This window comes from Streptomyces sp. NPDC005794 (assembly GCF_042871445.1).
Lineage (GTDB): Bacteria > Actinomycetota > Actinomycetes > Streptomycetales > Streptomycetaceae > Streptomyces.
Map to the genome: position 1 here is coordinate 410,952 of NZ_JBIAIN010000004.1, position 23,338 is coordinate 434,289.

The following is a 23,338-nucleotide window of genomic DNA, read 5'->3' on the forward strand; positions in this document are numbered from 1 at the left end:
GGGTCACGCCTGGCCGGCGGGGAGCAGCCCCGCCGCGTCGAGCAGGTAGTCGGTCATCGGGTCGTAGTAGCGCGGGTCCGCGACGTGGTCGTCCAGCGGCACGGTGACCTGGAGGGTGCCCTCCGCCTCGCCCAGGAACAGCGCGGGGTCGTTGCAGTCCGCGTAGCCGATCGAGTCGATCCCGCGCTGCCCCGCGCACCCGGCCCAGCCGTGGTCGGCCACGACCAGGTCGGGCCGCGGCCGGCCCTCGCGCTCCAGGCCGTCCAGGATGGCGGCCATCGGGACCGGGGAATGGGTGTGCCACAGAGTCGCCCCACGCTCCAGCACCGCGACGTCGGCGAACTGGAAGACCATGCCCTCGTCCGCCATCAGACCGCCGGGGATCCGTACGATCTCGCATCCGGCGGCCCGCAGGGCGTTCGCGGTCTGCCGGTGCACATCGAGCAGCCCGCCCGGGTGGCCGGTCGCGAAGAGCACCCGCTCCCCGTCCGCCGCGGCCTTCCGCAGCCGGGCGGCCATCCGGTCCAGCGCGTCGACCGTCAGCTCCGGGTCGATGGTGTCCTGCCCGACCCGGTGCTCGGGGTCGTCGTTGACCCCGCATCTCTCGGCCATCACGGCCAGCACGTCCTGCTCGTCGACCCAGCGGTCGCCGAGCTCCAGCCCCAGCCAGAAATGGCGGTTGCCGTTGGCGAGCTGGCGGTAGTGGGAGAGGTTGTTGTCGCGGGGGGTGGCGACGTCGCCCGCGATACGCGTGCGGACGAGGTGCTCGACGAGGGCGGCGCGGCTGGGTATCGGCATGGCCCCATTGTGCCGTCAGGGACCCGCGGCGTGCCGGGTGTCCTGCGCGACGGACGCCCCGTCGGCCACGGCTGCCACCGCCGGCCGGCCGGCCACGGTCAGCGCGCGCAGCAGCCACTCGGCGGGGCCGAGCCGGAACCGCCGCAGGAACGGGGCGCTGACGGCGATCTGGAGCGCGTAGAGGGCCAGGGCTCCGCCCAGTACGACGGCGGCGCCGGGGTGCCCGTACAGCCGGAGTCCGTAGCCGGTGAAGAGCAGCGCCATGGCGAGGGACTGCAGCAGGTAATGGGTGAGCGCGACGCGCCCGGCGGGTGCGAGCCGGGCGGCCGTCGCGGCGCCGCGCTCCCGGCCGAACCACAGCAGGAGCCCGCTCGCGTACGCGGCGGACAGCGCGGGCGCGGTCGCCATGCCGACGACGAGCCCCAGTGTCTCCCAGCGGTGCGACAGCGGTCCGAGGAGGCCCGCCGCCATGAAGAGGGAACCGGGCAGGCCGATGGCGAAGCCGTACACGCAGAGCTTGCGCAGCAGGTCGGGACGCCGGGCCGCGTCTGCGACCAGGTGCTGTTTCCCTGCGGCGAGGCCGATCAGGAACGCGACGACGACGGGCCCGCCGCCTACGAAGAAGCCGCCGAGGACGTCCGGCCAGGCCGCGATGTTGGCCGTGATCGTGTCGGCGACGCCCCCTCGGTAGGCGACGGCGAGATCCGCTGTCTGTGTCTGCGGCTCGCCGTCGGTGGCAGGGAACATCGCCCCGGCTGCCCCGAGCAGCAGGAACAGCACGGTGACGACCCCGTACACCCGGAGGGCGGCGCGCAGGGCGCGTTCGGGGGCGGTGTTCCGGCAGGCGAGGAGAACCAGGCCCAGCACGGCGTACATGGTCAGGATGTCGCCGGTGTAGAGCAGCGCGGCGTGCAGGAGCCCCAGCACGAACAGGCCCAGCAGCCTGCGCAGCATCCGTGGGGCGAAGCGTGCGCCGGCGCGGGCGGCCGATGCCATCTGGAGCGTGAAGCTGTATCCGAAGAGGAAGGAGAAGAGCAGGTAGAACTTCGACTGCACGAGCACGGTGACCAGCCATACGGCCACGAGATCGATGCCACTTGTCTGCGGGCCGCCCGCCCGTTGCCCGTCGATCCCGGCCATCACCAGGACGTTGGAGAGGAAGATCCCGCCGAGCGCGAATCCGCGCAGCGCGTCGACCTCCAGGATCCGGTGGCGGCCCGTCGGGCAGGCGGGTCCGCCCGTGCCCCGTATCTCCTGCTGCGTCATCCCGCATCCCCCGTGCACGCCGCTGACAAGTCGTCTGCGGAGTGTCCCAGTTGCGGGGGCCGGACAGTACCGGGCGGGGCGGGACGGCCTCAGCCGGACGCCGCCTCGAAGGCGCCGCGCGCCAGCCGGTGGAGCAGCGCCGCCGTGGCCGTGCGGTCGGGGAGCGCCTCGGGGCGGGTCAGGTGGGGGGTGGAGTTGAGCAGGCCGAACACCGCGTGGACGGTGACCCGGGCCTCGTTCTCGGCGAGGGCCGGGTAGAGGGCGCGTACGACCTCGACCCAGACCTCGACGTACTGCCGCTGGAGCTGGCGTACCCGCTTGCGGTCGGTGTCGCGTAGGCGGTCCAGCTCGCGGTCGTGGAGGGTGATCAGGGGGCGGTCGTCCAGGGCGAAGTCGATGTGGCCCTCGATGAGGGCGTCCAGGAGGGCCGCCGGAGAGCTGTCCCGGGAGGCGCCGTCCTCGGCGACGCGCATCCTGCCGCCGGCCAGCAGGCGCTCACTGATGCCGACGAGCAGCTCGGCGAGCATCGCGTCCTTGCCGGGGAAGTGACGGTAGAGGCCGGGGCCGCTGATGCCGACCGCCGCCCCTATCTCGTCGACCCCGACTCCGTGGAAGCCGCGCTCGGCGAAGAGGCGGGCTGCCTCTCTGAGGATCTGCTCGCGGCGGGTGGGAGCCGCGACACGGGCGGCGGCATGGGTGCTCATGAGGATTCATTCTAGACAGGGGGGTTAGCGCTCGTTAACCTGAGCACCACGCGTTAACGCTGATTAACCCATGCGGTACGGGCAAGGGGGCTCGACAGGATGCAGCAGGCACCGGTCCTGGTGAGCGCGGCCGATCCCGCCTCGGAGGCCTGGCAGGCCAACGAGGCGGCGCATCACGCGCTGATCGAGGAGCTGCGCACGCGGCTCGCCACGGCACGGCTCGGCGGGGGTGAGAAGGCCCGCGCCCGGCATGTAGCGCGCGGCAAGCTGCTGCCCCGGGAGCGGGTGGACACGCTGCTCGATCCCGGCTCGCCCTTCCTGGAGCTGGCGCCGCTCGCGGCCGAGGGGCTCTACGGGGGCGCGGCGCCGGCGGCCGGGGTGATCGCCGGAATCGGGCGGGTCAGCGGCCGGGAGTGCGTGATCGTCGCCAATGACGCGACCGTCAAGGGCGGCACGTACTACCCGATGACGGTGAAGAAGCACCTCCGCGCCCAGGAGGTGGCCCTGGAGAACAGGCTGCCGTGCCTGTACCTGGTGGACTCCGGGGGCGCGTTCCTCCCGATGCAGGACGAGGTGTTCCCCGACCGGGACCACTTCGGGCGGATCTTCTACAACCAGGCCCGGATGTCGGGCGCCGGCATCCCGCAGATCGCCGCGGTGCTCGGTTCCTGCACGGCGGGCGGGGCGTACGTGCCGGCCATGAGCGACGAGGCCGTCATCGTCCGGAACCAGGGCACGATCTTCCTGGGCGGTCCCCCGCTGGTGAAGGCCGCCACCGGTGAGGTCGTCACGGCGGAGGAGCTCGGCGGCGGCGAGGTGCACTCCCGTACGTCCGGGGTCACCGACCACCTGGCCGAGGACGACGCGCACGCGCTGCGGATCGTGCGGAACATCGTCGCGACCCTGCCCGGCCGCGCCCCGCTGCCCTGGTCCGTGGAGCCCGCCGAGGAGCCGAAGGCGGACCCCACGGGCCTGTACGGGGCGGTGCCCGTCGATTCGCGTACGCCCTACGACGTGCGCGAGGTCATCGCCCGGGTGGTGGACGGCTCACGCTTCGCCGAGTTCAAGGCGGAGTACGGCCAGACGCTGATCACCGGCTTCGCCCGGATCCACGGCCATCCCGTCGGCGTCGTCGCCAACAACGGGATCCTGTTCTCGGAGTCCGCCCAGAAGGGCGCCCACTTCATCGAGCTGTGCGACCAGCGCGGCATCCCGCTGGTGTTCCTGCAGAACATCTCCGGTTTCATGGTCGGCCGGGACTACGAGGCCGGGGGCATCGCCAAGCACGGCGCCAAGATGGTGACGGCCGTGGCGTGCACCCGGGTGCCGAAGCTGACGGTCGTGGTCGGCGGATCGTACGGCGCCGGGAACTACTCCATGTGCGGCCGGGCGTACGGACCGCGCTTCCTGTGGATGTGGCCGAACGCCAAGATCTCGGTCATGGGCGGCGAGCAGGCCGCCTCGGTGCTGGCCACCGTCAAGCGCGACCAGATCGAGGGGCGCGGCGAGGAGTGGCCCGCCGAGGACGAAGAGGCCTTCAAGGACCCGGTCCGCGCACAGTACGAGCAGCAGGGCAACGCCTACTACGCCACCGCCCGGCTCTGGGACGACGGTGTGATCGACCCGGCGGAGACCCGGCAGGTGCTGGGGCTCGCCCTGACCGCGTGTGCCAACGCCCCGCTGGCCCCCAAGGATCCCGGCGGCCCCGGTTTCGGCGTCTTCCGGATGTGAGGTGAGGACTTCCATGTTCAGCACTGTCTTGGTCGCCAACCGAGGCGAGATCGCGGTACGGGTCATCCGGACCCTGCGCGAGCTCGGCGTGCGGTCGGTCGCCGTCTTCAGCGACGCCGACGCGGACGCCCGGCACGTACGGGAGGCCGACACGGCGGTACGGATCGGGCCCGCGCCCGCCGCGGAGAGCTATCTGTCGGTGGAGCGGCTGCTGGAGGCCGCCCGCCGCACGGGCGCCGAGGCGGTCCACCCCGGATACGGCTTCCTCGCCGAGAACGCGGGCTTCGCCCAGGCGTGCGCGGAGGCGGGGCTGCTCTTCATCGGCCCGCCCGCTTCGGCGATCTCCCTGATGGGCGACAAGATCCGCGCCAAGGAGACCGTCGCCGCGGCCGGGGTGCCGGTGGTGCCCGGTTCCTCCGGGAGCGGGCTCACCGATGCCCAACTGGCCTCGGCCGCACGGGAGATCGGCATGCCCGTGCTGCTGAAGCCGTCGGCGGGCGGCGGCGGCAAGGGCATGCGGCTGGTCCGCGAGGAGGCGCCGCTGGCCGACGAGATCGCGGCGGCCCGGCGCGAGGCGCGCGCCGCGTTCGGCGACGAGACCCTGCTCGTGGAGCGGTGGATCGACCGGCCGCGCCACATCGAGATCCAGGTCCTGGCCGACGGCCACGGCAACGTCGTGCACCTCGGCGAGCGCGAGTGCTCGCTCCAGCGCCGCCACCAGAAGATCATCGAGGAGGCGCCCTCGGTCCTGCTGGACGAGCGGACCCGTGCGGCGATGGGCGAAGCCGCCGTGCAGGCGGCCCGGTCCTGCGGGTATGCCGGTGCGGGGACGGTCGAGTTCATCGTCCCGGGCAGCGATCCTTCCTCGTACTACTTCATGGAGATGAACACCCGCCTCCAGGTCGAGCACCCGGTCACGGAACTGGTCACCGGGCTCGACCTCGTGGAGTGGCAGCTCCGGGTCGCGTCCGGTGAGCGACTGCCGTACACGCAGGCGGACATCACGCTCACCGGGCACGCCGTCGAGGCCCGGGTGTGCGCCGAGGACCCGGCCCGCGGCTTCCTGCCGTCCGGCGGCACGGTGCTCGCGCTGCACGAACCGGCGGGCGGCGGGGTGCGGACGGACTCGGGGCTCAGCGAGGGCGTGCCGGTCGGTAGTACGTACGACCCGATGCTCTCGAAGGTCATCGCGTACGGCCCCGACCGGCCCACGGCGCTGCGCCGGCTCCGCGCGGCGCTGGCGGACACGGTGGTGCTGGGTGTCCCGACGAACGCCGGGTTCCTGCGCCGGCTGCTGGCCCATCCGGCGGTGGCCACGGGTGACCTGGACACCGGCCTGGTGGAGCGCGAGGCGGACGGCCTGGTGCCGGACGGGGTGCCGGAGGAGGTGTACGCGGCGGCGGCGCTGCTGCGACAGCGGTCCCCCGCACCCGCCGCCGGCTGGGTCGATCCGTTCTCGGTGCCCAGCGGCTGGCGGCTGGGCGGGACTCCCGCCGAGACCTTCCACCACTTCCGCGTCCCGGGCCACGACCCGGTGCGCGTCGGGCTGCGTACGGGGGCGGGGGGCGCCGCCGCGCTGACGTTCGGCCACGCCGGGGACCGGCGGGAGCCCGCGGACGCGTGCGGTCCGGTGCCCTCGCTGCCCGGCGCCGAGAGGTCCCGGCTCGTCGAGGCGTCCGGGCGGCGCGTCGTCGTCGAACTCGACGGCCTGACCCACACGTTCAGCCGGGCGTCGTCCCCGGACGGAGTCTGGTTCGGCCGGGACGGCGACGCCTGGCACGTCCAGGACCACGACCCGGTGGAGGCCTCGCTCAGCGGCGCCGCCCGTTCGGGCGCGGACACGCTCGCCGCGCCCATGCCCGGGACCGTGACGGTGGTGAAGGTGACGGTCGGCGACGAGGTCGCGGCCGGGCAGAGCCTGCTGGTCGTCGAGGCGATGAAGATGGAGCACGTCATCTCCGCCCCGCACGCCGGAACCGTCACCGAGCTGGACGTCACCGCCGGTGCCACGGTCGCCATGGACCAGATCCTGGCCGTGGTGGCCCCGAGGAGGGAGGAATCGTGACCGACACCGGACTGCCCATGAAGGTGCCCGCGCAGGGGCTGCCCCCCCGGGTCCGTATCCATGAGGTCGGTGCCCGCGACGGACTGCAGAACGAGAAGACCGTCGTACCGACCGAGGTGAAGGCGGAGTTCATCCGCCGGCTCGCGGAGGCCGGGCTCTCCACGATCGAGGCGACCAGCTTCGTGCACCCGAAGTGGGTGCCCCAACTGGCGGACGCCGAGCAGCTGTTCCCGCTGATCGGGGAACTCACGGGCAGCGGGGCCGTCGGGGACATCGCCCTGCCGGTCCTGGTGCCGAACGAACGCGGACTGGACCGGGCGCTCGCGCTCGGCGCCCGCCGGATCGCCGTGTTCGGTTCGGCCACCGAGACGTTCGCCGCCCGCAACCTCAACCGCACGGTGGACGGGTCGCTCGCCATGTTCGAGCCGGTCGTGACCCGGGCCAAGGGTGCCGGGGTTCATGTGCGCGGCTATCTGTCGATGTGCTTCGGCGACCCGTGGGAAGGTGCCGTGCCCGTCCCGCAGGTCGTCCGGGTCGCGAAGGCGCTGATGGACCTCGGCTGCGACGAGCTCTCCCTCGGCGACACGATCGGCGTGGCCACCCCGGGCCACGTGACGGCGCTGCTGACCGCGCTGAACGAGGCGGGGGTGCCCACCGGCACGATCGGGGTGCACTTCCACGACACGTACGGCCAGGCGCTCTCCAACACCCTGACGGCGCTCCGGCACGGGGTGACGACGGTGGACGCCTCGGCGGGCGGCCTCGGCGGCTGCCCGTACGCGAAGAGCGCGACCGGCAATCTCGCCACCGAGGATCTCGTGTGGATGCTCGACGGCCTCGGTGTCCACACCGGGGTCGATCTCGGCGCACTCACCGCCACAAGCGTGTGGATGGCCGAACGACTGGGCCGCCCGAGCCCGTCCCGTACCGTCCGCGCGCTGTCCCACAAGGAGTGAAGCATCCATGTCCCTTGACCACCGGCTGACCGCCGAGCACGAGGAACTGCGCCGCACCGTCGAGGAGTTCGCACACGATGTGATCGCCCCGAAGATCGGTGACTTCTACGAACGCCACGAGTTCCCGTACGAGATCGTGCGGGAGATGGGGCGCATGGGCCTGTTCGGCCTGCCCTTCCCCGAGGAGTACGGCGGCATGGGCGGGGACTATCTGGCCCTCGGGATCGCACTGGAGGAGCTGGCCCGGGTCGACTCCTCCGTGGCGATCACGCTGGAGGCCGGGGTCTCGCTGGGCGCGATGCCGGTCTACCGCTTCGGCACGGAGGAGCAGAAGCGGCGATGGCTGCCGAAGCTCTGCGCGGGCGAGGCGCTGGGCGCGTTCGGGCTGACGGAGCCGGACGGCGGGTCGGACGCGGGCGGCACCAGGACGACGGCGGTGCTGGACGAGGCCACCGACGAGTGGGTGATCAACGGCTCCAAGTGCTTCATCACCAACTCCGGTACGGACATCACCGAGCTGGTCACGGTCACGGCGGTGACCGGCCGCAAGGAGAACGGCGCCCCGCGCATCTCCTCGATCATCGTCCCGTCGGGCACCCCGGGTTTCACGGTCGCCGCCCCGTACTCCAAGGTCGGCTGGAACGCCTCGGACACCCGCGAGCTGTCCTTCTCCGACGTCCGCGTCCCCGCGGCGAACCTGCTGGGCGAGGAGGGCCGCGGCTACGCGCAGTTCCTGCGGATCCTGGACGAGGGCCGGATCGCCATCTCGGCGCTGGCGACGGGCCTGGCGCAGGGCTGTGTGGACGAGTCCCTGACGTACGCGAAGGAGCGGCACGCCTTCGGAAAGCCGATCGGCGCCAACCAGGCCATCCAGTTCAAGATCGCGGACATGGAGACGCGGGCGCACATGGCCCGCATCGGCTGGCGCGACGCGGCCTCGCGGCTGCTGGCGGGCGAGCCGTTCAAGAAGGAGGCGGCGATCGCCAAGCTGTACTCGTCGACGGTGGCGGTGGACAACGCCCGCGAGGCGACCCAGATCCACGGCGGCTACGGCTTCATGAACGAGTACCCGGTGGCCCGGATGTGGCGCGACTCCAAGATCCTGGAGATCGGCGAGGGCACGAGCGAGGTCCAGCGGATGCTGATCGCCCGGGAGCTGGGCATGGGCACCTGACGGAGGGATGCGCGGTTGACGTACCCGCGGTTGATGTACTCCGGCCCAGGCGTATGCGAACCGGCCCCCGGGGGTCCACCATGACCAGGACGCCCGTGGATGTGTGGCTGCGCCCGGAGTCGGCCACGGACTGAGAACAGCTGCTCGCGACAGCCGCCTCCCCCGGGGGAGGCGGCTTTCCGCTGCCCGGGAAACGGAACGGCTGCCCCTTGCCCTCCCCGCCTACGACATGTGAGGTTAGGCTAGCCTTCCCTCGAATCATCAGCGGGCGCCCTGGGGCGCGTACGAAAGCAGACCTACTCATGCCCAACTCCCGGACCAGCTCACTCTCCCGCCGCGGCCTGCTGGCCGTCGGCGGCGCCGTCGGCCTCGGTGCCGTCCTCGCGGCCTGCGGCGACAGTGACGAGACGAGTTCCGCCTCGGGTTCGGGTACGGAGAAATCCGGCCCCTGGTCCTTCAAGGACGACCGCGGACAGACGGCCGAGGCCGGTTCCGTGCCGAAGAACATCGTCGCGTTCGTCGGTGTCGCCGCCGCGCTCCACGACTACGGCGTCGAGGTCAAGGGCGTCTTCGGCCCGACGAAGACCTCCGACGGCAAGGCCGATGTGCAGGCCGGCGACCTCGACGTGAGCAAGGTCGAGGTGCTCGGCAACGTCTGGGGCGAGTTCAACGTCGAGAAGTACGCCGGGCTGGCGCCGGAGCTCCTCGTCACCGCCATGTGGGAGAAGGACGCCCTCTGGTACGTGCCGGACCAGTCCAAGGACAAGATCCTCAAGCTGGCCCCGAGCGTCGCCCTGTGGGCCGCGCAGACCACGATCCCGAAGGCGATCCAGCGCCACGAGGACCTCGCCGCCTCCCTCGGCGCCGACATCGAGGCCAAGAAGGTCACCGACGCCAAGGCCGCCTTCGAGAAGGCGGCGGCCCGGCTGCGCGCCGCCGCCAAGTCCCAGCCGAACATCAAGGTCCTGGTCGGCTCTGCCAGCCAGGACCTGTTCTACGTCACCCTCGCCAAGACGGCCGCCGACACCCTGTACTTCCAGGAGCTCGGCGTGCAGTTCGTCGAGCCGAAGGTCAACGCGGCGGGCTTCTTCGAGGAGTTGAGCTGGGAGAACGTCGACAAGTACGACGCCGACATCATCATGATGGACAACCGCTCCTCGGCCCTGCAGCCCGACGCCCTGGCCTCCAAGCCGACCTGGGCCGGGCTGCCCGCCGTCAAGGCCGGCCAGGTCATCCCGCGTACGACGGAGCCCATCTACTCCTACGACAAGTGCGCGCCGATCATCGACGCCCTCGCCGAGGCCATCGAGAAGGCCAAGAAGGCCGGCTGACCTCCAGGCCCGGTCCGGAGGGTCTTCGGGCCGGGCTTCCGCCGTCGTGCCGGCCCCCGGGAGCGGCACGCGCACGACGACCGCCGCCGCTCCTTCCGGTTCCGCGGCCTGACGGTCCCGCGGCCTTCCAGCCGCCGCAGGACACCGGGTGGACGAGATCCACACCGAGGCCGATATACACATCACCTGGCTCGCCCTGGACGAGGGCGCCCCCTCCTTCGTGAACGCCGTGGACGCCGTGCGTCGGCGGCGCGGTGGCCGAACTGAGCCGTATCTGTTTCAACCAAACCGGACAGTCGGTTACACACGACGAGGGCCACGCGGCACCCTGATCCTCAGGGGAACATCTCGATCATTTCCGACATAAGAGCCCTGTCGTGTGAGATTCCTGCCCGATTCCGGGCAGATTTCTTGCGTAGAGACCCCGATCCACGCAATATCGACGGGTGCTCGAACGCCGCCAGACGCATGACGACCTCATCGACCACCTCGTACGCTCCACCGCGCTCCAGCGCGGTGAGGCCGCCAGGGTGATCCTCGACGTCCTGGCGTACTTCGACGAGACGACCGAGGACTTCGTCCGGCGCCGCCACCGCGAACTGCAGGCAGGCGGCCTGGTGAACCCGGAGATCTTCGAGCGGATCGCGGCCGAGCTGCCGCACCGCGCGGTGGCGCCGCCGGAGCTCTCGCTCCGCCAGTTGCGCCGCATCGTCTACGGCTGAGCGGGACGAGGCCGAAGCAGGACGGTCGGGCACCGGACTTTTGTACGTCGATGGAGGGCAGGGACCTATGTGCGGGATCGTCGGTTACATCGGGAAGCGTGACGTGGCTCCGCTGCTGCTGGAGGGCCTGCAGCGGCTGGAGTACCGGGGTTACGACTCCGCGGGCATCGTCATCACGGGCAAGGCGGCGGCGGGGAAGCCGGGCACCCTGAAGATGGTCAAGGCCAAGGGCCGGGTCCGCGAGCTGGAGGCCCGCGTGCCGAAGCGGTTCGCCGGCACCACCGGCATCGCCCACACCCGCTGGGCCACCCACGGCGCCCCGAGCGACGAGAACGCGCACCCGCACCTGGACGCGGAGAGCAAGGTCGCCGTCGTCCACAACGGCATCATCGACAACGCCTCCGAGCTCCGCGCGAAGCTCGTCGCCGACGGCTTCGTCTTCCTCTCCGAGACCGACACCGAGGTGCTGGTCCACCTGATCTCCCGCTCGCAGGCCGTCACCCTGGAGGAGAAGGTCCGCGAGGCGCTGAAGTCCGTCGAGGGCACGTACGGCATCGCCGTCCTGCACGCCGACTTCAACGACCGCATCGTCGTCGCCCGCAACGGCTCCCCGGTCGTGCTCGGCATCGGCGAGAAGGAGATGTTCGTCGCCTCCGACGTCGCCGCCCTGGTCACGCACACCCGCCAGATCGTCACCCTGGACGACGGCGAGATGGCCACCCTCAAGGCCGACGACTTCCGTACGTACACCACCGAGGGCTCGACCACGACGGCCACGCCGACCACCGTGGAGTGGGAGGCCGAGTCGTACGACATGGGTGGCCACGACACGTACATGCACAAGGAGATCTCCGAGCAGGCCGACGCCGTGGACCGCGTGCTGCGCGGCCGCATCGACGACCGCTTCTCCACCGTGCACCTGGGCGGCCTGAACCTGGACGCCCGCGAGGCCCGTGGCGTCCGCCGGATCAAGATCCTGGGCTGCGGCACCTCGTACCACGCGGGCATGATCGGCGCCGGGCTCATCGAGGAACTGGCCCGCATCCCCGCGGACGCCGAGCCCGCGTCCGAGTTCCGCTACCGCAACCCGGTCGTGGACCCGGACACCCTGTACGTCGCCGTCTCGCAGTCCGGTGAGACCTACGACGTGCTGGCGGCCGTGCAGGAGCTCAAGCGCAAGGGCGCGCGCGTCCTGGGCGTGGTGAACGTCGTCGGCTCCGCGATCGCCCGTGAGGCGGACGGCGGCATGTACGTCCACGCGGGCCCCGAGGTCTGCGTCGTCTCCACCAAGTGCTTCACCAACACCGTGGTCGCCTTCGCGCTGCTCGCCCTGCACCTGGGCCGCATCCGCGACCTGTCGGTGTCCGACGGCAAGCGGATCATCGAGGGCCTGCGCAAGCTGCCCGAGCAGATCGGGCAGATCCTCGAGTCCGAGGACGAGATCAAGAAGCTGGCCGAGGAGTACGCGGGCGCGCAGTCGATGATGTTCATCGGCCGTGTCCGGGGCTACCCCGTCGCGCTGGAGGCCTCCCTCAAGCTCAAGGAGATCTCGTACATCCACGCCGAGGCCTACCCCGCCTCGGAGCTCAAGCACGGTCCGCTCGCGCTCATCGAGCCGGCGCTCCCCACGGTCGCGATCGTCCCGGACGACGACCTGCTGGAGAAGAACCGCGCCGCGCTGGAGGAGATCAAGGCCCGCAGCGGACGCATCCTCGCCGTGGCCCACCGCGAGCAGGAGAAGGCCGACCACACGATTCTCGTCCCGAAGAACGAGAACGAGCTGGACCCGATCCTGATGGGCATCCCGCTGCAGCTGTTCGCGTACCACACGGCGCTGGCCATGGGCCGTGACATCGACAAGCCGCGCAACCTGGCGAAGTCGGTCACCGTCGAGTAGAGGGCCCGCCCCCGCCTCCCCGAAGGCACCCAGAAGGCTCCTGACGCCGCGTCAGGGGCCTTTCGGTGCTCAGGGGATGACGATGACCGGGCGCTGGGCGCGGCGCGCGAGACGGCCGGCGACGGATCCGAAGATCCGGCCGACGATGCCGTGCGTCGAACCGACGACGATGGCGTCGGCCGAATACTCCCGGCCGACCTCCTCCAGCTCGTGGCAGATGTCGCCGCCTCGCTCCACGAGCACCCAGGGCACCTCGGAGAGGTAGTCCGCGCAGGCCAGCTCCAGACCGAGGACCTCGGTGCGGTGGTCGGGCACGTCGACGAAGACGGGCGGCTCGCAGCCGGCCCAGACCGTGGTCGGCAGCCGGTTCGCCACGTGGACGATGATCAGTCCGGAGCTGAGCCGGCTCGCCATGCCGATGGCGTACGCGAGGGCTCGCTCGCTGGACATCGAGCCGTCGAAGCCGACCACGACCCCATGCCGGAAGGCGGGATCGCAGGAAGGGCGCGACTCTACGACCGGCAGCGGTACCGACCCTGGGTCGGCTACCTGCTTGCGGTCTGCGGGTTCGGGGATTTCGTGACCGGCCATCGGTGTCTCGGCGAAGAGAGTCCTCGTGAGGAGGGAGCGGTTTGAGAGGTGTACCTGCGAGCGGTGAAGCTGTGTCCGGGAAACATCTTCCCAACCCCTTACCCCCAAGGGTACGGCGCCACTCCTCCACTGCCCAGCCCTCGCGCAGCGCAGGCGGCAATGGAGGGAGCATGCCGGAGACCGCCCCGTATGGCAATGCCGGTTGCGTCGTACATCCAGCTCGTGGAGGCTCTGACGGGTCCCGGTCGCACCCTCCGGCCGGCCCTCGCGGGGAACCCCGGCAGGACGGCCGAATGCGCCAACCACCCCGCCGGCCCGGACCGTCACATTCCGCCATCGCGTAACTGCGCATCGTTCATCTCCGGAGTCCGGAGATCCCCGAGGGGCCCCAGAGGCGCACGGAGGCCCTTGAGGTCAGGGGGCGTGCGCCGGTCGTATGACTGGAATACACGCACGCAACCATCGGTTTTCAGCCAACTTCACCGTACGCCGCTCACCTTGGCTTCACGGCCGCCCAACCCGCGTGCCACCAGGCAGGAATAGACCGCGCGGTACGCTTTGACCCTATGGGGACGGGCCATGATCGCGATGCGCACTTCCCTGCGGGGCTCGCGAGTGAAACGCTTCGTGATCGAACGCTTCGCGCCAAGTTGCCTTGTCGACATAGTGCCGGTGGGGGAACGTGTCACGTCGGCACCACGGGACGCAGTAGATTCGATCATGAGTGTCGAGGACTGGGGACGCGTGCGAGACCGAGGGGAAACGTGCAGGAGCGACAGGCCCGTAGGGACCAGAAAGACGCGAACACCGAGGGGGGCTTAGCGTCATGAGCCAGGACTCCGCCACCGCAACGGAGGCCGCACGGAAACTGACCGGACGGCGACGCCGGGAAGTCGTAGCCGTACTGCTGTTCAGTGGCGGCCCTATATTCGAGAGCTCCATTCCGCTCTCCGTCTTCGGAATCGACCGGCAGGACGCGGGCGTTCCGCGCTACCGCCTGCTGGTCTGCGGGGGTGAGGACGGGCCGCTGCGCACCACCGGCGGACTCGAACTCAGCACTCCGTACGGCCTGGAGGCGATCAGCAGGGCCGGCACCGTCGTGGTGCCCGCCTGGCGGTCCATCACCTCCCCGCCGCCCGCAGAGGCCCTGGACGCGCTGCGCCGCGCCCATGAGGAGGGTGCCCGCATCGTCGGACTCTGCACGGGGGCCTTCGTCCTCGCCGCGGCCGGCCTGCTGGACGGCCGCCCGGCCACCACACACTGGATGTACGCACCGACGCTGGCCAAGCGCTATCCGTCGGTGCACGTCGATCCGCGTGAGCTGTTCGTCGACGACGGCGATGTGCTCACGTCCGCCGGGACGGCGGCCGGAATCGATCTGTGCCTCCACATCGTCCGTACCGACCACGGCACGGAGGCTGCGGGCGCACTGGCCCGCCGACTCGTCGTACCGCCGCGGCGCAGTGGCGGCCAGGAGCGCTACCTGGACAGGTCTTTACCTGAGGAGATCGGCTCCGACCCGCTCGCCGAGGTCGTGGCCTGGGCGCTGGAGCATCTCCACGAGCAGTTCGACGTGGAGACGCTGGCCGCGCGCGCCTACATGAGCAGGCGGACCTTCGACCGCAGGTTCCGTTCGCTCACGGGCAGCGCACCGCTCCAGTGGCTGATCACCCAGCGCGTGCTGCAGGCGCAGCGGCTGCTCGAGACCTCCGACTACTCGGTGGACGAAGTGGCGGGCCGCTGCGGCTTCCGCTCGCCGGTCGCGCTGCGCGGGCACTTCCGCCGCCAGCTGGGGTCCTCCCCCGCCGCGTACCGGGCCGCCTACCGGGCCCGCCGTCCGCAGGGCGGGGCACTGGAGAACGTCAGCACGGTGCTGGAGACGTCCGTACCCGCCCAGGGCACGGCGGGGTCGAGCCGGCGGGCCGCTGCGGCGTCCTCCCCCGGCCCGTCCCCGGTCACGGCGGCAGCCGCTCCCGGCGGCGCCATGGAGCGCCTCGGACCGGGTCCCGAGGCGTATGTTCCGGGTCGCCCGGCCCTGCCGGGGCAGCGCACCGCCCCGTAGGGTGGGGCCCATGAACGACCGTATGGTGTGGATCGACTGCGAGATGACCGGGCTCTCGCTGACGGACGACGCGCTCATCGAGGTGGCCGCGCTGGTCACCGACTCGGAACTGAACGTGCTCGGCGAAGGGGTGGACATCGTGATCCGCCCGCCGGACGCGGCCCTGGAGACCATGCCCGAGGTGGTGCGGCAGATGCACACCGCCTCGGGCCTCCTCGACGAACTGGCCGGGGGCACGACCCTGGCCGACGCCGAGGAGCGGGTCCTGGCGTACATCCGCGAGCACGTGAAGGAGCCGGGCAAGGCTCCGCTGTGCGGAAACTCGGTCGGCACCGACCGCGGCTTCCTGGCGCGCGACATGCCGTCGCTGGAGGGCTACCTCCACTACCGGATCGTCGATGTCTCCTCGGTCAAGGAGCTGGCGCGCCGCTGGTACCCGAGGGCGTACTTCAACAGTCCGGACAAGAACGGCAACCACCGGGCACTGGCCGACATCCGCGACTCCATCACGGAGCTGCGTTACTACCGGGACGCGGTCTTCGTGCCGCAGCCCGGCCCGGACTCGGCCCGCGCCAAGGAGATCGCCGCGCGCCACGCACCGGCCGCCGGAGCGTAACCGCACAGCCCCTGGTCACGGGCCCTCCGGGGCCCGTGGACGGGCCCGGAAGAACTCGTGCGCGAGCACCCACTCGGACCCTGTACACTTTTTCTCGGCCGGTCAGTAAAGCGACCGGGCGACATGGTGGGTATAGCTCAGCTGGCAGAGCACCTGGTTGTGGTCCAGGATGTCGCGGGTTCAAGTCCCGTTACTCACCCTGAATGATCAAGGCCCGACCTGTGAGAGCAGGTCGGGCCTTCGTCGTGCCCGAAACTTCGGGAACGCGGGGGAACACAGGGCCGCCCGGCTCCGGCGGCCCCGTGGACCACATCGCCCCCTGTCCGGCCCTTGCGGCGGGGCAGGGGCGATTCGTGCGTCCAGTCCAGGGTCACCCGCGTCGAGCCGCTCCGGACGGCCAGACCACATCCACTTCCAGTCCCGCCTGCCGAGCCTGCTCCACGGTGTCTGCCGTGCCGCCCTTGCCCGATGCAGGTGTGCCGTCCCACACCGCGACAAGACGATCGGCGCGACGCGACAGCTCAGCGTTGGCCGCCTCGTAAGCCGACCGGTTCGCAGTCGCATGCGGCAGAGTAATGACATCCTCGGCCGCCTCCACCAGGTGGTCGAAGACGGCAGCATGGGCCGGCTCCACCTTCGCGGCGCGGTAATCCTGGGATGGGATCACCGCTACCAGGCGGCCTCCGATGGCGGTGACCTCTTCCGCGAAGAGGCTGTCAGCCCCGGCGGCGATGCACGACACCCCGGTCAGGTCGTCGCTGTACTCGGCGAGCAACTCGCGCAGCGCCGCCCGCACCAAGGGCACGCTGTCTTCGGCCAGGTCCATGTGCCCGGTCACGGCAAGTGTCGTCATGCGCCCGTTCCTCAACTCGACAGCAGGTCGCGGATACTATCGCGCGCCTCGCGCACGGGACGCGACGCACCATGTCCCACGGTGTACGGGTACAACTGCCCGAGCTGCGCACGAACACGCCCCGACTGCGTGCCCCGCGCGGCATCGACTGCCAGGGTTGTTTCGGCGGCAGCCGCTCGGATGTCACCGGCGAGGAACTGGCATTCCGCCAGGCCGATGCGGTCAAGGGCGTGGGAACGTCCGGCCTCGGCACCGCGGCGCTCCAGGGCGGAGATCGAGCAGGCCTGGCGGGAGTACGAAGACATCGGCCGGCCCGACCCCGAACAGTTCGGACTGACCGTGACCGCCGGCGGGCAACAGGTCTGGCTCCGCGACCCGCACACCGTCATCGCGCCGGCCCGTCGGTAGCTCCGCTACGAACCGGTCCTCCGCAAAGGTCCAACAGCCTCATCGAGCCCTGCCGCGCTCCCGACGTGGCAGGGCCACTTCGTGCGTCCGCGAGCGGACGAACCGCAGCTGTGTGGAAGGTGTGAGAAGGGCTCATGCATACGTCCGGGTCTCATGGGCACGCGAACTGCATCCCCGCACGAACAACTGGACCGGACGAACTGACAGGAAGCCACCATGACGCGCGGCAGGTGAAACAGATGGCGACGAGCGAGAACACCAAGAGCAATTCCGGCAGCAGCGGAAGCAGCGGCCGGGTCGATGTCTCCACGGCGATGCGGAACGCAGCCGAGCAGCTTGCCCAACTCCTCCAGCGCTCACCCGATTCGGTGTCTTCACTGAATGCGACGGAAGACGGCTGGAAGGCCCATGTGGAAGTCGTCGAGATCGAGAAGATCCCCGACACCATGAGTGTCATGGCCTCCTATCGCGTGAACCTCGACGGCCAGGGTCAAATCGTGGGGTACGAACGAATTCGACGCTACTCGCGCGGACAGGTCGACCGCTGATCCGACCGGCGAGCAGCCGTGATCGCAGAGAACAACTCATTGGAAGGAAGACCGACCATGAGTCTCGTGCAACAGAGCAATGCCACCAGCAACACCGGGGGCGGATCCGGAAATCTCTACGACGTCCTTGAGCTCATTCTCGACAGGGGGCTCGTCATCGATGCCTTCGTCCGTGTCTCGCTCGTCGGGATCGAGATCCTCAAGATCGATGTCCGTGTCGTCGTGGCCAGTGTGGACACGTATCTGCGCTTCGCCGAAGCGTGCAACCGGCTGGACCTGGAATCGGGCCGTAAGGCACCCACCCAGCTGACCGACATAGTCGGCGACACGATGGAGAGCGGCGCCAAGGGAAAGTCGAAAGGTGCGCTGACCGGCGCGGTCGAAGCCTTCACCGACTCCCTCCAGGGCGGCCGTGACGACTCCGAGGACCAGGAGAAGGAGAAGCGGCCGGCGCGCAAGAGCTCCGCTTCGAGCACCAGCCGCCGGACGGCCCAGCGGCGGGAGGAGTAAGGCATGCCGACCTACATCTACGCCATCACCGCGGCCGACCACCCCCTGCGGCTCGACGGCCTGTCCGGTGTCGGGGAACCGGCCTCGGACCTGCGTACCGTCACGACGGACACCCTCGGCGCGGTCGTCAGCGACGCGCCGGACGGGCTGCGGGCGAAGCGACGTGACCTCGTCGCGCACCAGAGCGTGCTGGAGCGGCTGATGGCCGACGGCGCGGCACTGCCGATGCGGTTCGGGCTCGTGGGGCCCGACGACGAACAGGTCCGTGCCGCGCTCGACCAGGGAAAGGACAGCTACACGGCCCGCCTTTCCGAACTGGACGGACGCCTCGAATACAACGTGAAGGTTGCGCGCGACGAGGAGAGCCTGCTGCGGGAAATCCTCATGGGGTCGCCCGAGGCCAGGCAGCTCAGCGCGTACACACGGCAGAATCCGGGCGCACAGGACCAGAAGATGGCTCTCGGCGAGCTCGTTTCGCATGAGGTCCAGGCACGACAGGAAGCAGTGGGAAGGGAGGTGGCGAGCGCACTCGCGTCCGCCGCGGAGCGGACTTCCGAAGGAGAGCCCACGAAGACCCACTTCCTGAACGTGTCCTACCTCGTTCCACGGGACAAGGCCTCCGCATTCTCGCAGGCGGTCCACGAGGAAGCGGAGCGCCGGGGCGACGACTACGCGTTCTCCCTCAACGGACCGCTTCCGCCCTACAGCTTCGTCTGACGTACAGCCCTCTCACGGAGGGGAGGTACCGCGGGACATGGGCCTGATTTCACAGCTGCTCACCCTTCCGCTGGCTCCGGTGCGCGGGACGGTGTGGGTTCTCGATCAAGTGGTGCTGGCGGCCGAACGCGAGCATGACGACCCGGGACCCGTCCGTACCCAACTGGCCGAGCTGGAACGTGAACTGCTGAGCGGCAGCATCGACGAGGAAGAATTCGACCGGCGTGAAGACGAACTGCTGGACCGGCTCACCGAATGTGAGAACTACCGGAGACGTCTGAACGACAACTCCTGATCTCGGGAGATTGAGGTGTTCGACAGATGACGGGCAATGCAAAGATAGGCGTGGCCCTGGTGGGTGGCTACCTGCTGGGACGTACGAAGAAGGCCAAGCTGGCAATCGGCTTCGGCATGTTCCTGGCCGGCAAGAAGCTGAGCCTGGACCCGAAGCAGCTCGGCAGGATGCTGACCGATTCGCCGATCCTCGGCACGCTCAACGACCAGGTCCGCAACGAGTTGGTGGGCGCCACGAAGACGGCCGCCACCAACGCCCTCACGGACCGCGCGACCGGCCTCGCCGACTCCCTGCGCAAGCGCACCCTCGAACTCGACGATCCGTCCGGCGGACGGGCGGAGGAACCGCAGGACGAGGACACGGCGCACGAGGACGCCGACGAGAAGCCGGCCGAGCGCCGCGCCGCCGGCGCCAAGAAGGCGTCCAGGCCCGCAGGCGGCGCCAGGAAGAAGGCTGCTCCGGCCGCCCGCAAGGCCACCTCCGGAGCACGCAGGACGGCTTCGTCGGGCGCGCGCAAGGGACGGGGTGCCAGCTGATGACCGACACGGCTTTCAGCAAGCTCAAGGACGACGTGGTGAAGAACCCCGCCACCGACCGCCTCAAGGAGGAGCTGCAGAACTATCTCCGGGCCCGGGCCCAGCACGCGGTCACCGACTTCGGCCACAAGCTCGGCGCGGGCGTCGGCAGACTCGCGGACGGCAAGGCCTCCCCCGGCGGCGCGGTGAAGAGCCTCGCCAAGGGCGGCAAGGCTCTCGGAGAGGGCAAGTCCCCTGCCCAGGCGGCGGTCAGCGCGGGTGCCTCCCATGTGAAGGACGCGATCAAGGACAAGGTCAAGGGATTGTTCGGCAAGGGGCGCAAGGGCGGCGGCGGCAAGTCGAAGAGCGTCACGATCTCCGAGGACATCGACGTCGGTGTGCCCGTGCGCGAGGCCTACGACCAGTGGACGCAGTTCCAGGAGTTCAGCACCTTCGCCAAGGGCGTCGTGAGTGTCGAGAAGGCCGACGACACCAGCAGCAACTGGAAGGTGAAGGTCGCCAAGTCCACGCGTAGTTGGAAGGCCAACGTCACCGAACAGGTGCCGGACGAGCGGATCACCTGGACGACCGAAGGCGCCAAGGGGACGGTCAAGGGGGTGGTGACGTTCCATGCCCTCACCAATGACCTGACCCGGGTCCTGCTCGTCCTCGAGTACTTCCCCAAGGGGCTGTTCGAGAAGACCGGCAACATCTGGCGCGCCCAGGGCCGCAGGGCCCGCCTCGATCTGAAGCTGTACCGCAAGTTCCTCATGATGCGCGGCGAGGCGACCGACGGCTGGCGCGGTGAGATCCGTGACGGAGAGGTCGTGCTGGAGCACGACGAGGCCGTCGAGGAGGAGAACCGCTCCGAGGCGGAGGAGACCGAGCCCGGCGACGCCGAGGCGGAGGCCGAGCACGCCGAGGACGAGGACGCGGAGTACGCCGACGAGGACGAGGGACTCCCGCCGGAGGACGAGGGCGAGGGCGAGGACGAGGAGGAAGCGGGCGAGGACGAGGACGAAGTACCCGAGGACGACTACGAGGAAGAGGAAGCGGAGGAAGAGCCCCTTGACGACGAGACCGAGGAGCCGGCCCCGCGCGCCCGGCGCCGTACCGCCTCCGCACGCCGCTGACGTGCTCCGCCCACAGCACGAGGGGACTGATCCGACGTGACCGACTCACTGGCCGGCCGCATGGGGGCCTCTTCGGCCGCGTCTCCGTACGGCCGGCAGCAGTCCTCGGCGAATCTGGCCGACATCCTCGAACGCGTCCTGGACAAGGGTGTCGTCATCGCGGGTGACATCCAGATCAATCTGCTCGACATCGAACTCCTGACGATCAAGCTGCGGTTGCTGGTCGCCTCGGTCGACAAGGCCAAGGAGATGGGCATCGACTGGTGGGAGCACGATCCCTCGCTGTCGTCCCGGGCCCGTCCCGCCGAGCAGAGGCCGGAGGTGCGCGCCGCCCCGGCGGCGGACCAGGTCGAAGCGGAGAACGCGCGGCTGCGCGCCGAGATAGCCGAGCTGCGCGCCGCTGCGGGGCTTCCGGCCGGGCAGACCGCGCACGCGGAAGGTGAGGAGCCGAAGTGACTGCGGAAACGACCACGGCGACGGACCCGGCCATGGCGTACGTCTACGCCGTCAGCCGCGCCGGACCCCCCCTCGAGACGGCGCTCATGGGGCAGCAGGGCCTGGAGGGGAACCCTCTGCGGACGGTCCGCGCCGGGGGCCTCGCGGCCCTGGTCTCGTCCGTCCCCTCCGCCCTGTACGGAGCCGAGGGGGTGCAGGCCCAGATGGAGGACCTCGCCCGGCTGGAGGTCCTGGCCCGCACCCACCACGCGGTCGTCGAGGCGGCGTACGAGCACACGACCGTGCTGCCCCTGCGTCTGGCGACGGTCTACCTCGACGACGAGCGCGTACGCGGGATGCTCGGTGCGCGCGAGCCGGAGTTCGCCGCTCTGCTCGCCCGCCTCGAAGGTCACGTCGAGCTCGGCGTCAAGGTCTACGCCGACCCGCGCGAGGCCGTCACGGTGGGCGGCCGGGGGCCGGAAGCGGACACGGCGGAGAGCCCGGGGCGGGCCTACCTGCAACGGCGCCGCGCCCAGCAGCGGAACCACCGTCAGACCTACCGGGCAGCCGGCACGGTGGCCGCCGAGGTGACCGCCCGGGTGGCCGGCATCGCCAGGGCGCACGTCACGCACCGTCCGCAGCAGGGAGAACTGGCTCAGGCCGCAGGCGAGAACATCGTCAACGACGCCTATCTGGTCGACGGCGCACAGGCCGACGCGTTCCGCGCGGCGCTCACCGGGCTCGCCGACGGCGTACCGGGCGTATGCGTGGAGATCACGGGCCCCTGGGCGCCGTACTCCTTCGCCTCTCCGCCCGCGGCGGACGCCGGTGATCCGCGATGACCGACGACGACTCCGTCGAATCCCTGGCCGGGCGCCAGGTGGCGCTCATCGACCTGTTGGACCGGCTGCTGAACGGCGGCGCGGTGCTCACGGGAGACCTGGTTCTCTCCGTCGCCGACGTCGACCTCGTGCACATCAACCTGAGAGCCGTGATCCGGTCCATCACGTCGGAGGAACCGGCGCCGTGGTGAAGACGAGCGAGGAGTTCCCCATGCCCGAGCAACCCAGGGAAGCGGTGGCCCCGCCCATGCCGACGACGAGCCTCCAGGAGGTCGCCCAGGCCGCAGCCCACGCCTTCGACCTCGTGCCCGCCGGTCCCGACGAGCCGGGCACACGCAACGGCCTGGCCCAGCGTCTGGAGACCGACCCGGAGACCGTGGAACGCGATCTGATCAAGCTGGTGCTGACGATCGTCGAGCTGCTGCGCCAGCTCATGGAGCGCACCGCTCTGCACCGGGTCGACGTGGGGGATCTGCGTGAGGAACAGGAGGAGCGCGTCGGGATGACGCTGATGATCCTCCAGGACCGGATGACGGAGCTCTGCGAGCGCTACGACCTCACCATGGAGGACCTCAACCTGGACCTCGGCCCGCTGGGTTCGCTGCTTCCCCGGGATTCCGGCTGAGTTCCGTCAGTCCGTTTCGAGCCGCATCGAGAGGTAACACGAACACCATGACTGCAGAGAGCGAAGAATCCAGGAAGAATATGAACGGTTCTGCGGCGAAGGCCGGTACGGGTGCCCGGACGGCCGCCGCCAAGGGGCGACAGACCACTGCGGCGGCCGGACACCAGGCCAAGTCCGGCTCGGCGGTCGCAGCCTCGAAGGCCAAGTCATCGGCGCAGGACGCCGCCGAGTCGGCGGAGAGCGGCGTACGGTCGGCGGGCCTGGCGACGAAGCGGGCCGCTGCCGTCGGCTGGGACACGAGTCGGCAGACCGTCCTGGAGACGGCGGGCAAGGTGACCTCGAAGGCGACCACCGCGTGGACCGTCGTCAAGCACCGCAAGGCCATCGCCGTGGGCGCCGCAGCGGGCCTCGGCGGCCTCGTGGGCGGCGCGTTCGCCCTCGGCCGCCAGACGGCCAGGACCCACACCGGTCCGATCACCCGCCTCACCGGTGGCCGGATCTGACCGGACCACGGCACGCACCAACCCCCGGGAGGGCCGACAGA

Annotated in this window: 26 protein-coding genes, 1 tRNA gene and 1 pseudogene; 22 read left to right on the forward strand and 6 right to left on the reverse strand. The window is 70.4% G+C overall.

Going from position 1 to position 23,338, the window contains the following annotated elements; translation table 11 throughout:
* Positions 1-3 precede the first annotated feature (3 nt).
* The 3 genes from ACFYQ5_RS08845 to ACFYQ5_RS08855 all read right to left on the reverse strand — a co-directional run bounded on the left by ACFYQ5_RS08845 (position 4) and on the right by ACFYQ5_RS08855 (position 2,768).
* Positions 4-798: a phosphatase gene (locus tag ACFYQ5_RS08845; RefSeq protein WP_389195102.1), complete on the reverse strand. Its 795-nt coding sequence runs from the start codon at positions 796-798 to the stop codon at positions 4-6.
* Positions 799-813: 15 nt separating this feature from the next.
* On the reverse strand, positions 814-2,064 hold the full coding sequence (locus ACFYQ5_RS08850; protein WP_389195105.1) for a DUF418 domain-containing protein: 1,251 nt from the start codon (positions 2,062-2,064) through the stop codon (positions 814-816).
* An 89-nt stretch (positions 2,065-2,153) separates the two neighbouring features.
* On the reverse strand, positions 2,154-2,768 hold the full coding sequence (locus ACFYQ5_RS08855) for a TetR/AcrR family transcriptional regulator (RefSeq protein ID WP_389195108.1): 615 nt from the start codon (positions 2,766-2,768) through the stop codon (positions 2,154-2,156).
* A 99-nt stretch (positions 2,769-2,867) separates the two neighbouring features.
* Here ACFYQ5_RS08855 and ACFYQ5_RS08860 point away from each other — a divergent pair, with 99 nt between their 5' ends.
* From ACFYQ5_RS08860 to glmS, 7 genes are all read left to right on the forward strand, one after another.
* A complete protein-coding gene (locus ACFYQ5_RS08860) occupies positions 2,868-4,499 on the forward strand; it encodes a carboxyl transferase domain-containing protein (RefSeq protein ID WP_389195111.1) in 1,632 nt (543 codons plus the stop codon).
* A 13-nt stretch (positions 4,500-4,512) separates the two neighbouring features.
* A complete protein-coding gene (locus tag ACFYQ5_RS08865) occupies positions 4,513-6,564 on the forward strand; it encodes an acetyl-CoA carboxylase biotin carboxylase subunit (RefSeq protein ID WP_389195114.1) in 2,052 nt (683 codons plus the stop codon).
* Positions 6,565-6,581: 17 nt separating this feature from the next.
* A complete protein-coding gene (locus tag ACFYQ5_RS08870; protein ID WP_389195388.1) occupies positions 6,582-7,520 on the forward strand; it encodes a hydroxymethylglutaryl-CoA lyase in 939 nt (312 codons plus the stop codon).
* A 7-nt stretch (positions 7,521-7,527) separates the two neighbouring features.
* The gene (locus tag ACFYQ5_RS08875; RefSeq protein ID WP_389195116.1) at positions 7,528-8,694 is read left to right on the forward strand and encodes an acyl-CoA dehydrogenase family protein; all 1,167 of its coding nucleotides are present in this window, start codon (positions 7,528-7,530) and stop codon (positions 8,692-8,694) included.
* A 302-nt stretch (positions 8,695-8,996) separates the two neighbouring features.
* Positions 8,997-10,025, forward strand: a complete 1,029-nt coding sequence (locus ACFYQ5_RS08880; RefSeq protein WP_389195119.1) for an ABC transporter substrate-binding protein — start codon at positions 8,997-8,999, stop codon at positions 10,023-10,025.
* Between the two features lie 446 nt (positions 10,026-10,471).
* Positions 10,472-10,747, forward strand: coding sequence for a hypothetical protein (locus ACFYQ5_RS08885; RefSeq protein WP_389195122.1), 276 nt, complete (start codon positions 10,472-10,474; stop codon positions 10,745-10,747).
* A 67-nt stretch (positions 10,748-10,814) separates the two neighbouring features.
* Positions 10,815-12,644, forward strand: coding sequence for a glutamine--fructose-6-phosphate transaminase (isomerizing) (gene glmS, locus ACFYQ5_RS08890; protein ID WP_389195125.1), 1,830 nt, complete (start codon positions 10,815-10,817; stop codon positions 12,642-12,644).
* Positions 12,645-12,713: 69 nt separating this feature from the next.
* Here the strand turns inward: glmS and ACFYQ5_RS08895 are convergent, their stop codons facing one another.
* A complete protein-coding gene (locus tag ACFYQ5_RS08895) occupies positions 12,714-13,235 on the reverse strand; it encodes a universal stress protein (RefSeq protein WP_389195128.1) in 522 nt (173 codons plus the stop codon).
* 826 nt (positions 13,236-14,061) lie between these two features.
* On the opposite strand from ACFYQ5_RS08895, the gene ACFYQ5_RS08900 reads away from it, so the two are divergent.
* From ACFYQ5_RS08900 to ACFYQ5_RS08910, 3 genes are all read left to right on the forward strand, one after another.
* On the forward strand, positions 14,062-15,297 hold the full coding sequence (locus ACFYQ5_RS08900) for a helix-turn-helix domain-containing protein (protein ID WP_389195131.1): 1,236 nt from the start codon (positions 14,062-14,064) through the stop codon (positions 15,295-15,297).
* Positions 15,298-15,307: 10 nt separating this feature from the next.
* A complete protein-coding gene (gene orn / locus ACFYQ5_RS08905) occupies positions 15,308-15,913 on the forward strand; it encodes an oligoribonuclease (protein WP_389195134.1) in 606 nt (201 codons plus the stop codon).
* Positions 15,914-16,039: 126 nt separating this feature from the next.
* Positions 16,040-16,112 (forward strand) — tRNA-His (locus tag ACFYQ5_RS08910).
* 171 nt (positions 16,113-16,283) lie between these two features.
* Here ACFYQ5_RS08910 and ACFYQ5_RS08915 read toward each other — a convergent pair.
* Both ACFYQ5_RS08915 and ACFYQ5_RS08920 read right to left on the reverse strand, forming a co-directional pair.
* Positions 16,284-16,766 (reverse strand): hypothetical protein, encoded by a 483-nt coding sequence (locus tag ACFYQ5_RS08915; protein ID WP_389195137.1) that lies wholly within the window; start codon positions 16,764-16,766, stop codon positions 16,284-16,286.
* A gap of 11 nt (positions 16,767-16,777) precedes the next feature.
* The gene (locus tag ACFYQ5_RS08920; protein ID WP_389195393.1) at positions 16,778-17,071 is read right to left on the reverse strand and encodes a hypothetical protein; all 294 of its coding nucleotides are present in this window, start codon (positions 17,069-17,071) and stop codon (positions 16,778-16,780) included.
* Between ACFYQ5_RS08920 and ACFYQ5_RS08925 the strand changes: the two are divergent.
* The 12 genes and pseudogenes from ACFYQ5_RS08925 to ACFYQ5_RS08980 all read left to right on the forward strand — a co-directional run.
* Positions 17,037-17,174: pseudogene (locus ACFYQ5_RS08925) on the forward strand (methyltransferase); the annotation flags it as partial. The gene ACFYQ5_RS08920 and the pseudogene ACFYQ5_RS08925 sit on opposite strands and share 35 nt — an antisense overlap.
* Before the next feature lie 239 nt (positions 17,175-17,413).
* Positions 17,414-17,722 carry a gas vesicle protein gene (locus ACFYQ5_RS08930; RefSeq protein WP_389195140.1) on the forward strand — a complete coding sequence of 103 codons (309 nt, stop codon included), beginning with the start codon at positions 17,414-17,416 and terminating at the stop codon, positions 17,720-17,722.
* Positions 17,723-17,779: 57 nt separating this feature from the next.
* Positions 17,780-18,232: a gas vesicle structural protein GvpA gene (locus ACFYQ5_RS08935; protein WP_389195143.1), complete on the forward strand. Its 453-nt coding sequence runs from the start codon at positions 17,780-17,782 to the stop codon at positions 18,230-18,232.
* A gap of 3 nt (positions 18,233-18,235) precedes the next feature.
* Positions 18,236-18,949: a GvpL/GvpF family gas vesicle protein gene (locus ACFYQ5_RS08940; protein ID WP_389195146.1), complete on the forward strand. Its 714-nt coding sequence runs from the start codon at positions 18,236-18,238 to the stop codon at positions 18,947-18,949.
* Positions 18,950-18,986: 37 nt separating this feature from the next.
* On the forward strand, positions 18,987-19,244 hold the full coding sequence (locus ACFYQ5_RS08945; protein ID WP_389195149.1) for a gas vesicle protein GvpG: 258 nt from the start codon (positions 18,987-18,989) through the stop codon (positions 19,242-19,244).
* A gap of 26 nt (positions 19,245-19,270) precedes the next feature.
* On the forward strand, positions 19,271-19,780 hold the full coding sequence (locus ACFYQ5_RS08950; RefSeq protein WP_389195152.1) for a hypothetical protein: 510 nt from the start codon (positions 19,271-19,273) through the stop codon (positions 19,778-19,780).
* Positions 19,780-20,892, forward strand: coding sequence for an SRPBCC family protein (locus tag ACFYQ5_RS08955; RefSeq protein ID WP_389195154.1), 1,113 nt, complete (start codon positions 19,780-19,782; stop codon positions 20,890-20,892). The genes ACFYQ5_RS08950 and ACFYQ5_RS08955 overlap by 1 nt, the downstream gene beginning before the upstream one ends.
* Before the next feature lie 36 nt (positions 20,893-20,928).
* Positions 20,929-21,348: a gas vesicle protein gene (locus ACFYQ5_RS08960; RefSeq protein ID WP_389195157.1), complete on the forward strand. Its 420-nt coding sequence runs from the start codon at positions 20,929-20,931 to the stop codon at positions 21,346-21,348.
* Entirely contained in the window at positions 21,345-22,169 is an 825-nt protein-coding gene (locus ACFYQ5_RS08965; RefSeq protein ID WP_389195159.1) for a GvpL/GvpF family gas vesicle protein, read from the forward strand. Before ACFYQ5_RS08960 ends, ACFYQ5_RS08965 begins: the two co-directional genes overlap by 4 nt.
* Entirely contained in the window at positions 22,166-22,360 is a 195-nt protein-coding gene (locus ACFYQ5_RS08970) for a gas vesicle protein (RefSeq protein ID WP_389195162.1), read from the forward strand. The genes ACFYQ5_RS08965 and ACFYQ5_RS08970 overlap by 4 nt, the downstream gene beginning before the upstream one ends.
* A 20-nt stretch (positions 22,361-22,380) precedes the next feature.
* On the forward strand, positions 22,381-22,794 hold the full coding sequence (locus ACFYQ5_RS08975; protein ID WP_389195165.1) for a gas vesicle protein K: 414 nt from the start codon (positions 22,381-22,383) through the stop codon (positions 22,792-22,794).
* Between the two features lie 80 nt (positions 22,795-22,874).
* The gene (locus ACFYQ5_RS08980; protein WP_389195168.1) at positions 22,875-23,297 is read left to right on the forward strand and encodes a hypothetical protein; all 423 of its coding nucleotides are present in this window, start codon (positions 22,875-22,877) and stop codon (positions 23,295-23,297) included.
* Positions 23,298-23,338 lie beyond the last annotated feature (41 nt).

Excerpts from the sequence above, each read along its gene's own strand:
- ACFYQ5_RS08935 (WP_389195143.1), top strand. The coding sequence starts at position 17,780 with ATGAGTCTCGTGCAACAGAGCAATGCCACCAGCAACACCGGGGGCGGA.
- ACFYQ5_RS08970 (WP_389195162.1), top strand. The coding sequence starts at position 22,166 with ATGACCGACGACGACTCCGTCGAATCCCTGGCCGGGCGCCAGGTGGCG.
- ACFYQ5_RS08880 (WP_389195119.1), top strand. The coding sequence starts at position 8,997 with ATGCCCAACTCCCGGACCAGCTCACTCTCCCGCCGCGGCCTGCTGGCC.
- ACFYQ5_RS08955 (WP_389195154.1), top strand. The coding sequence starts at position 19,780 with ATGACCGACACGGCTTTCAGCAAGCTCAAGGACGACGTGGTGAAGAAC.
- ACFYQ5_RS08855 (WP_389195108.1), bottom strand. The coding sequence starts at position 2,768 with ATGAGCACCCATGCCGCCGCCCGTGTCGCGGCTCCCACCCGCCGCGAG.
- ACFYQ5_RS08930 (WP_389195140.1), top strand. The coding sequence starts at position 17,414 with ATGGCGACGAGCGAGAACACCAAGAGCAATTCCGGCAGCAGCGGAAGC.
- ACFYQ5_RS08900 (WP_389195131.1), top strand. The coding sequence starts at position 14,062 with ATGAGCCAGGACTCCGCCACCGCAACGGAGGCCGCACGGAAACTGACC.
- ACFYQ5_RS08940 (WP_389195146.1), top strand. The coding sequence starts at position 18,236 with ATGCCGACCTACATCTACGCCATCACCGCGGCCGACCACCCCCTGCGG.
- ACFYQ5_RS08860 (WP_389195111.1), top strand. The coding sequence starts at position 2,868 with ATGCAGCAGGCACCGGTCCTGGTGAGCGCGGCCGATCCCGCCTCGGAG.
- ACFYQ5_RS08975 (WP_389195165.1), top strand. The coding sequence starts at position 22,381 with ATGCCCGAGCAACCCAGGGAAGCGGTGGCCCCGCCCATGCCGACGACG.
- ACFYQ5_RS08850 (WP_389195105.1), bottom strand. The coding sequence starts at position 2,064 with ATGACGCAGCAGGAGATACGGGGCACGGGCGGACCCGCCTGCCCGACG.
- ACFYQ5_RS08915 (WP_389195137.1), bottom strand. The coding sequence starts at position 16,766 with ATGACGACACTTGCCGTGACCGGGCACATGGACCTGGCCGAAGACAGC.
- ACFYQ5_RS08945 (WP_389195149.1), top strand. The coding sequence starts at position 18,987 with ATGGGCCTGATTTCACAGCTGCTCACCCTTCCGCTGGCTCCGGTGCGC.
- ACFYQ5_RS08865 (WP_389195114.1), top strand. The coding sequence starts at position 4,513 with ATGTTCAGCACTGTCTTGGTCGCCAACCGAGGCGAGATCGCGGTACGG.
- ACFYQ5_RS08980 (WP_389195168.1), top strand. The coding sequence starts at position 22,875 with ATGAACGGTTCTGCGGCGAAGGCCGGTACGGGTGCCCGGACGGCCGCC.
- ACFYQ5_RS08895 (WP_389195128.1), bottom strand. The coding sequence starts at position 13,235 with ATGGCCGGTCACGAAATCCCCGAACCCGCAGACCGCAAGCAGGTAGCC.
- glmS (WP_389195125.1), top strand. The coding sequence starts at position 10,815 with ATGTGCGGGATCGTCGGTTACATCGGGAAGCGTGACGTGGCTCCGCTG.
- ACFYQ5_RS08950 (WP_389195152.1), top strand. The coding sequence starts at position 19,271 with ATGACGGGCAATGCAAAGATAGGCGTGGCCCTGGTGGGTGGCTACCTG.
- ACFYQ5_RS08875 (WP_389195116.1), top strand. The coding sequence starts at position 7,528 with ATGTCCCTTGACCACCGGCTGACCGCCGAGCACGAGGAACTGCGCCGC.
- ACFYQ5_RS08920 (WP_389195393.1), bottom strand. The coding sequence starts at position 17,071 with ATGTCTTCGTACTCCCGCCAGGCCTGCTCGATCTCCGCCCTGGAGCGC.
- ACFYQ5_RS08845 (WP_389195102.1), bottom strand. The coding sequence starts at position 798 with ATGCCGATACCCAGCCGCGCCGCCCTCGTCGAGCACCTCGTCCGCACG.
- orn (WP_389195134.1), top strand. The coding sequence starts at position 15,308 with ATGAACGACCGTATGGTGTGGATCGACTGCGAGATGACCGGGCTCTCG.
- ACFYQ5_RS08870 (WP_389195388.1), top strand. The coding sequence starts at position 6,582 with ATGAAGGTGCCCGCGCAGGGGCTGCCCCCCCGGGTCCGTATCCATGAG.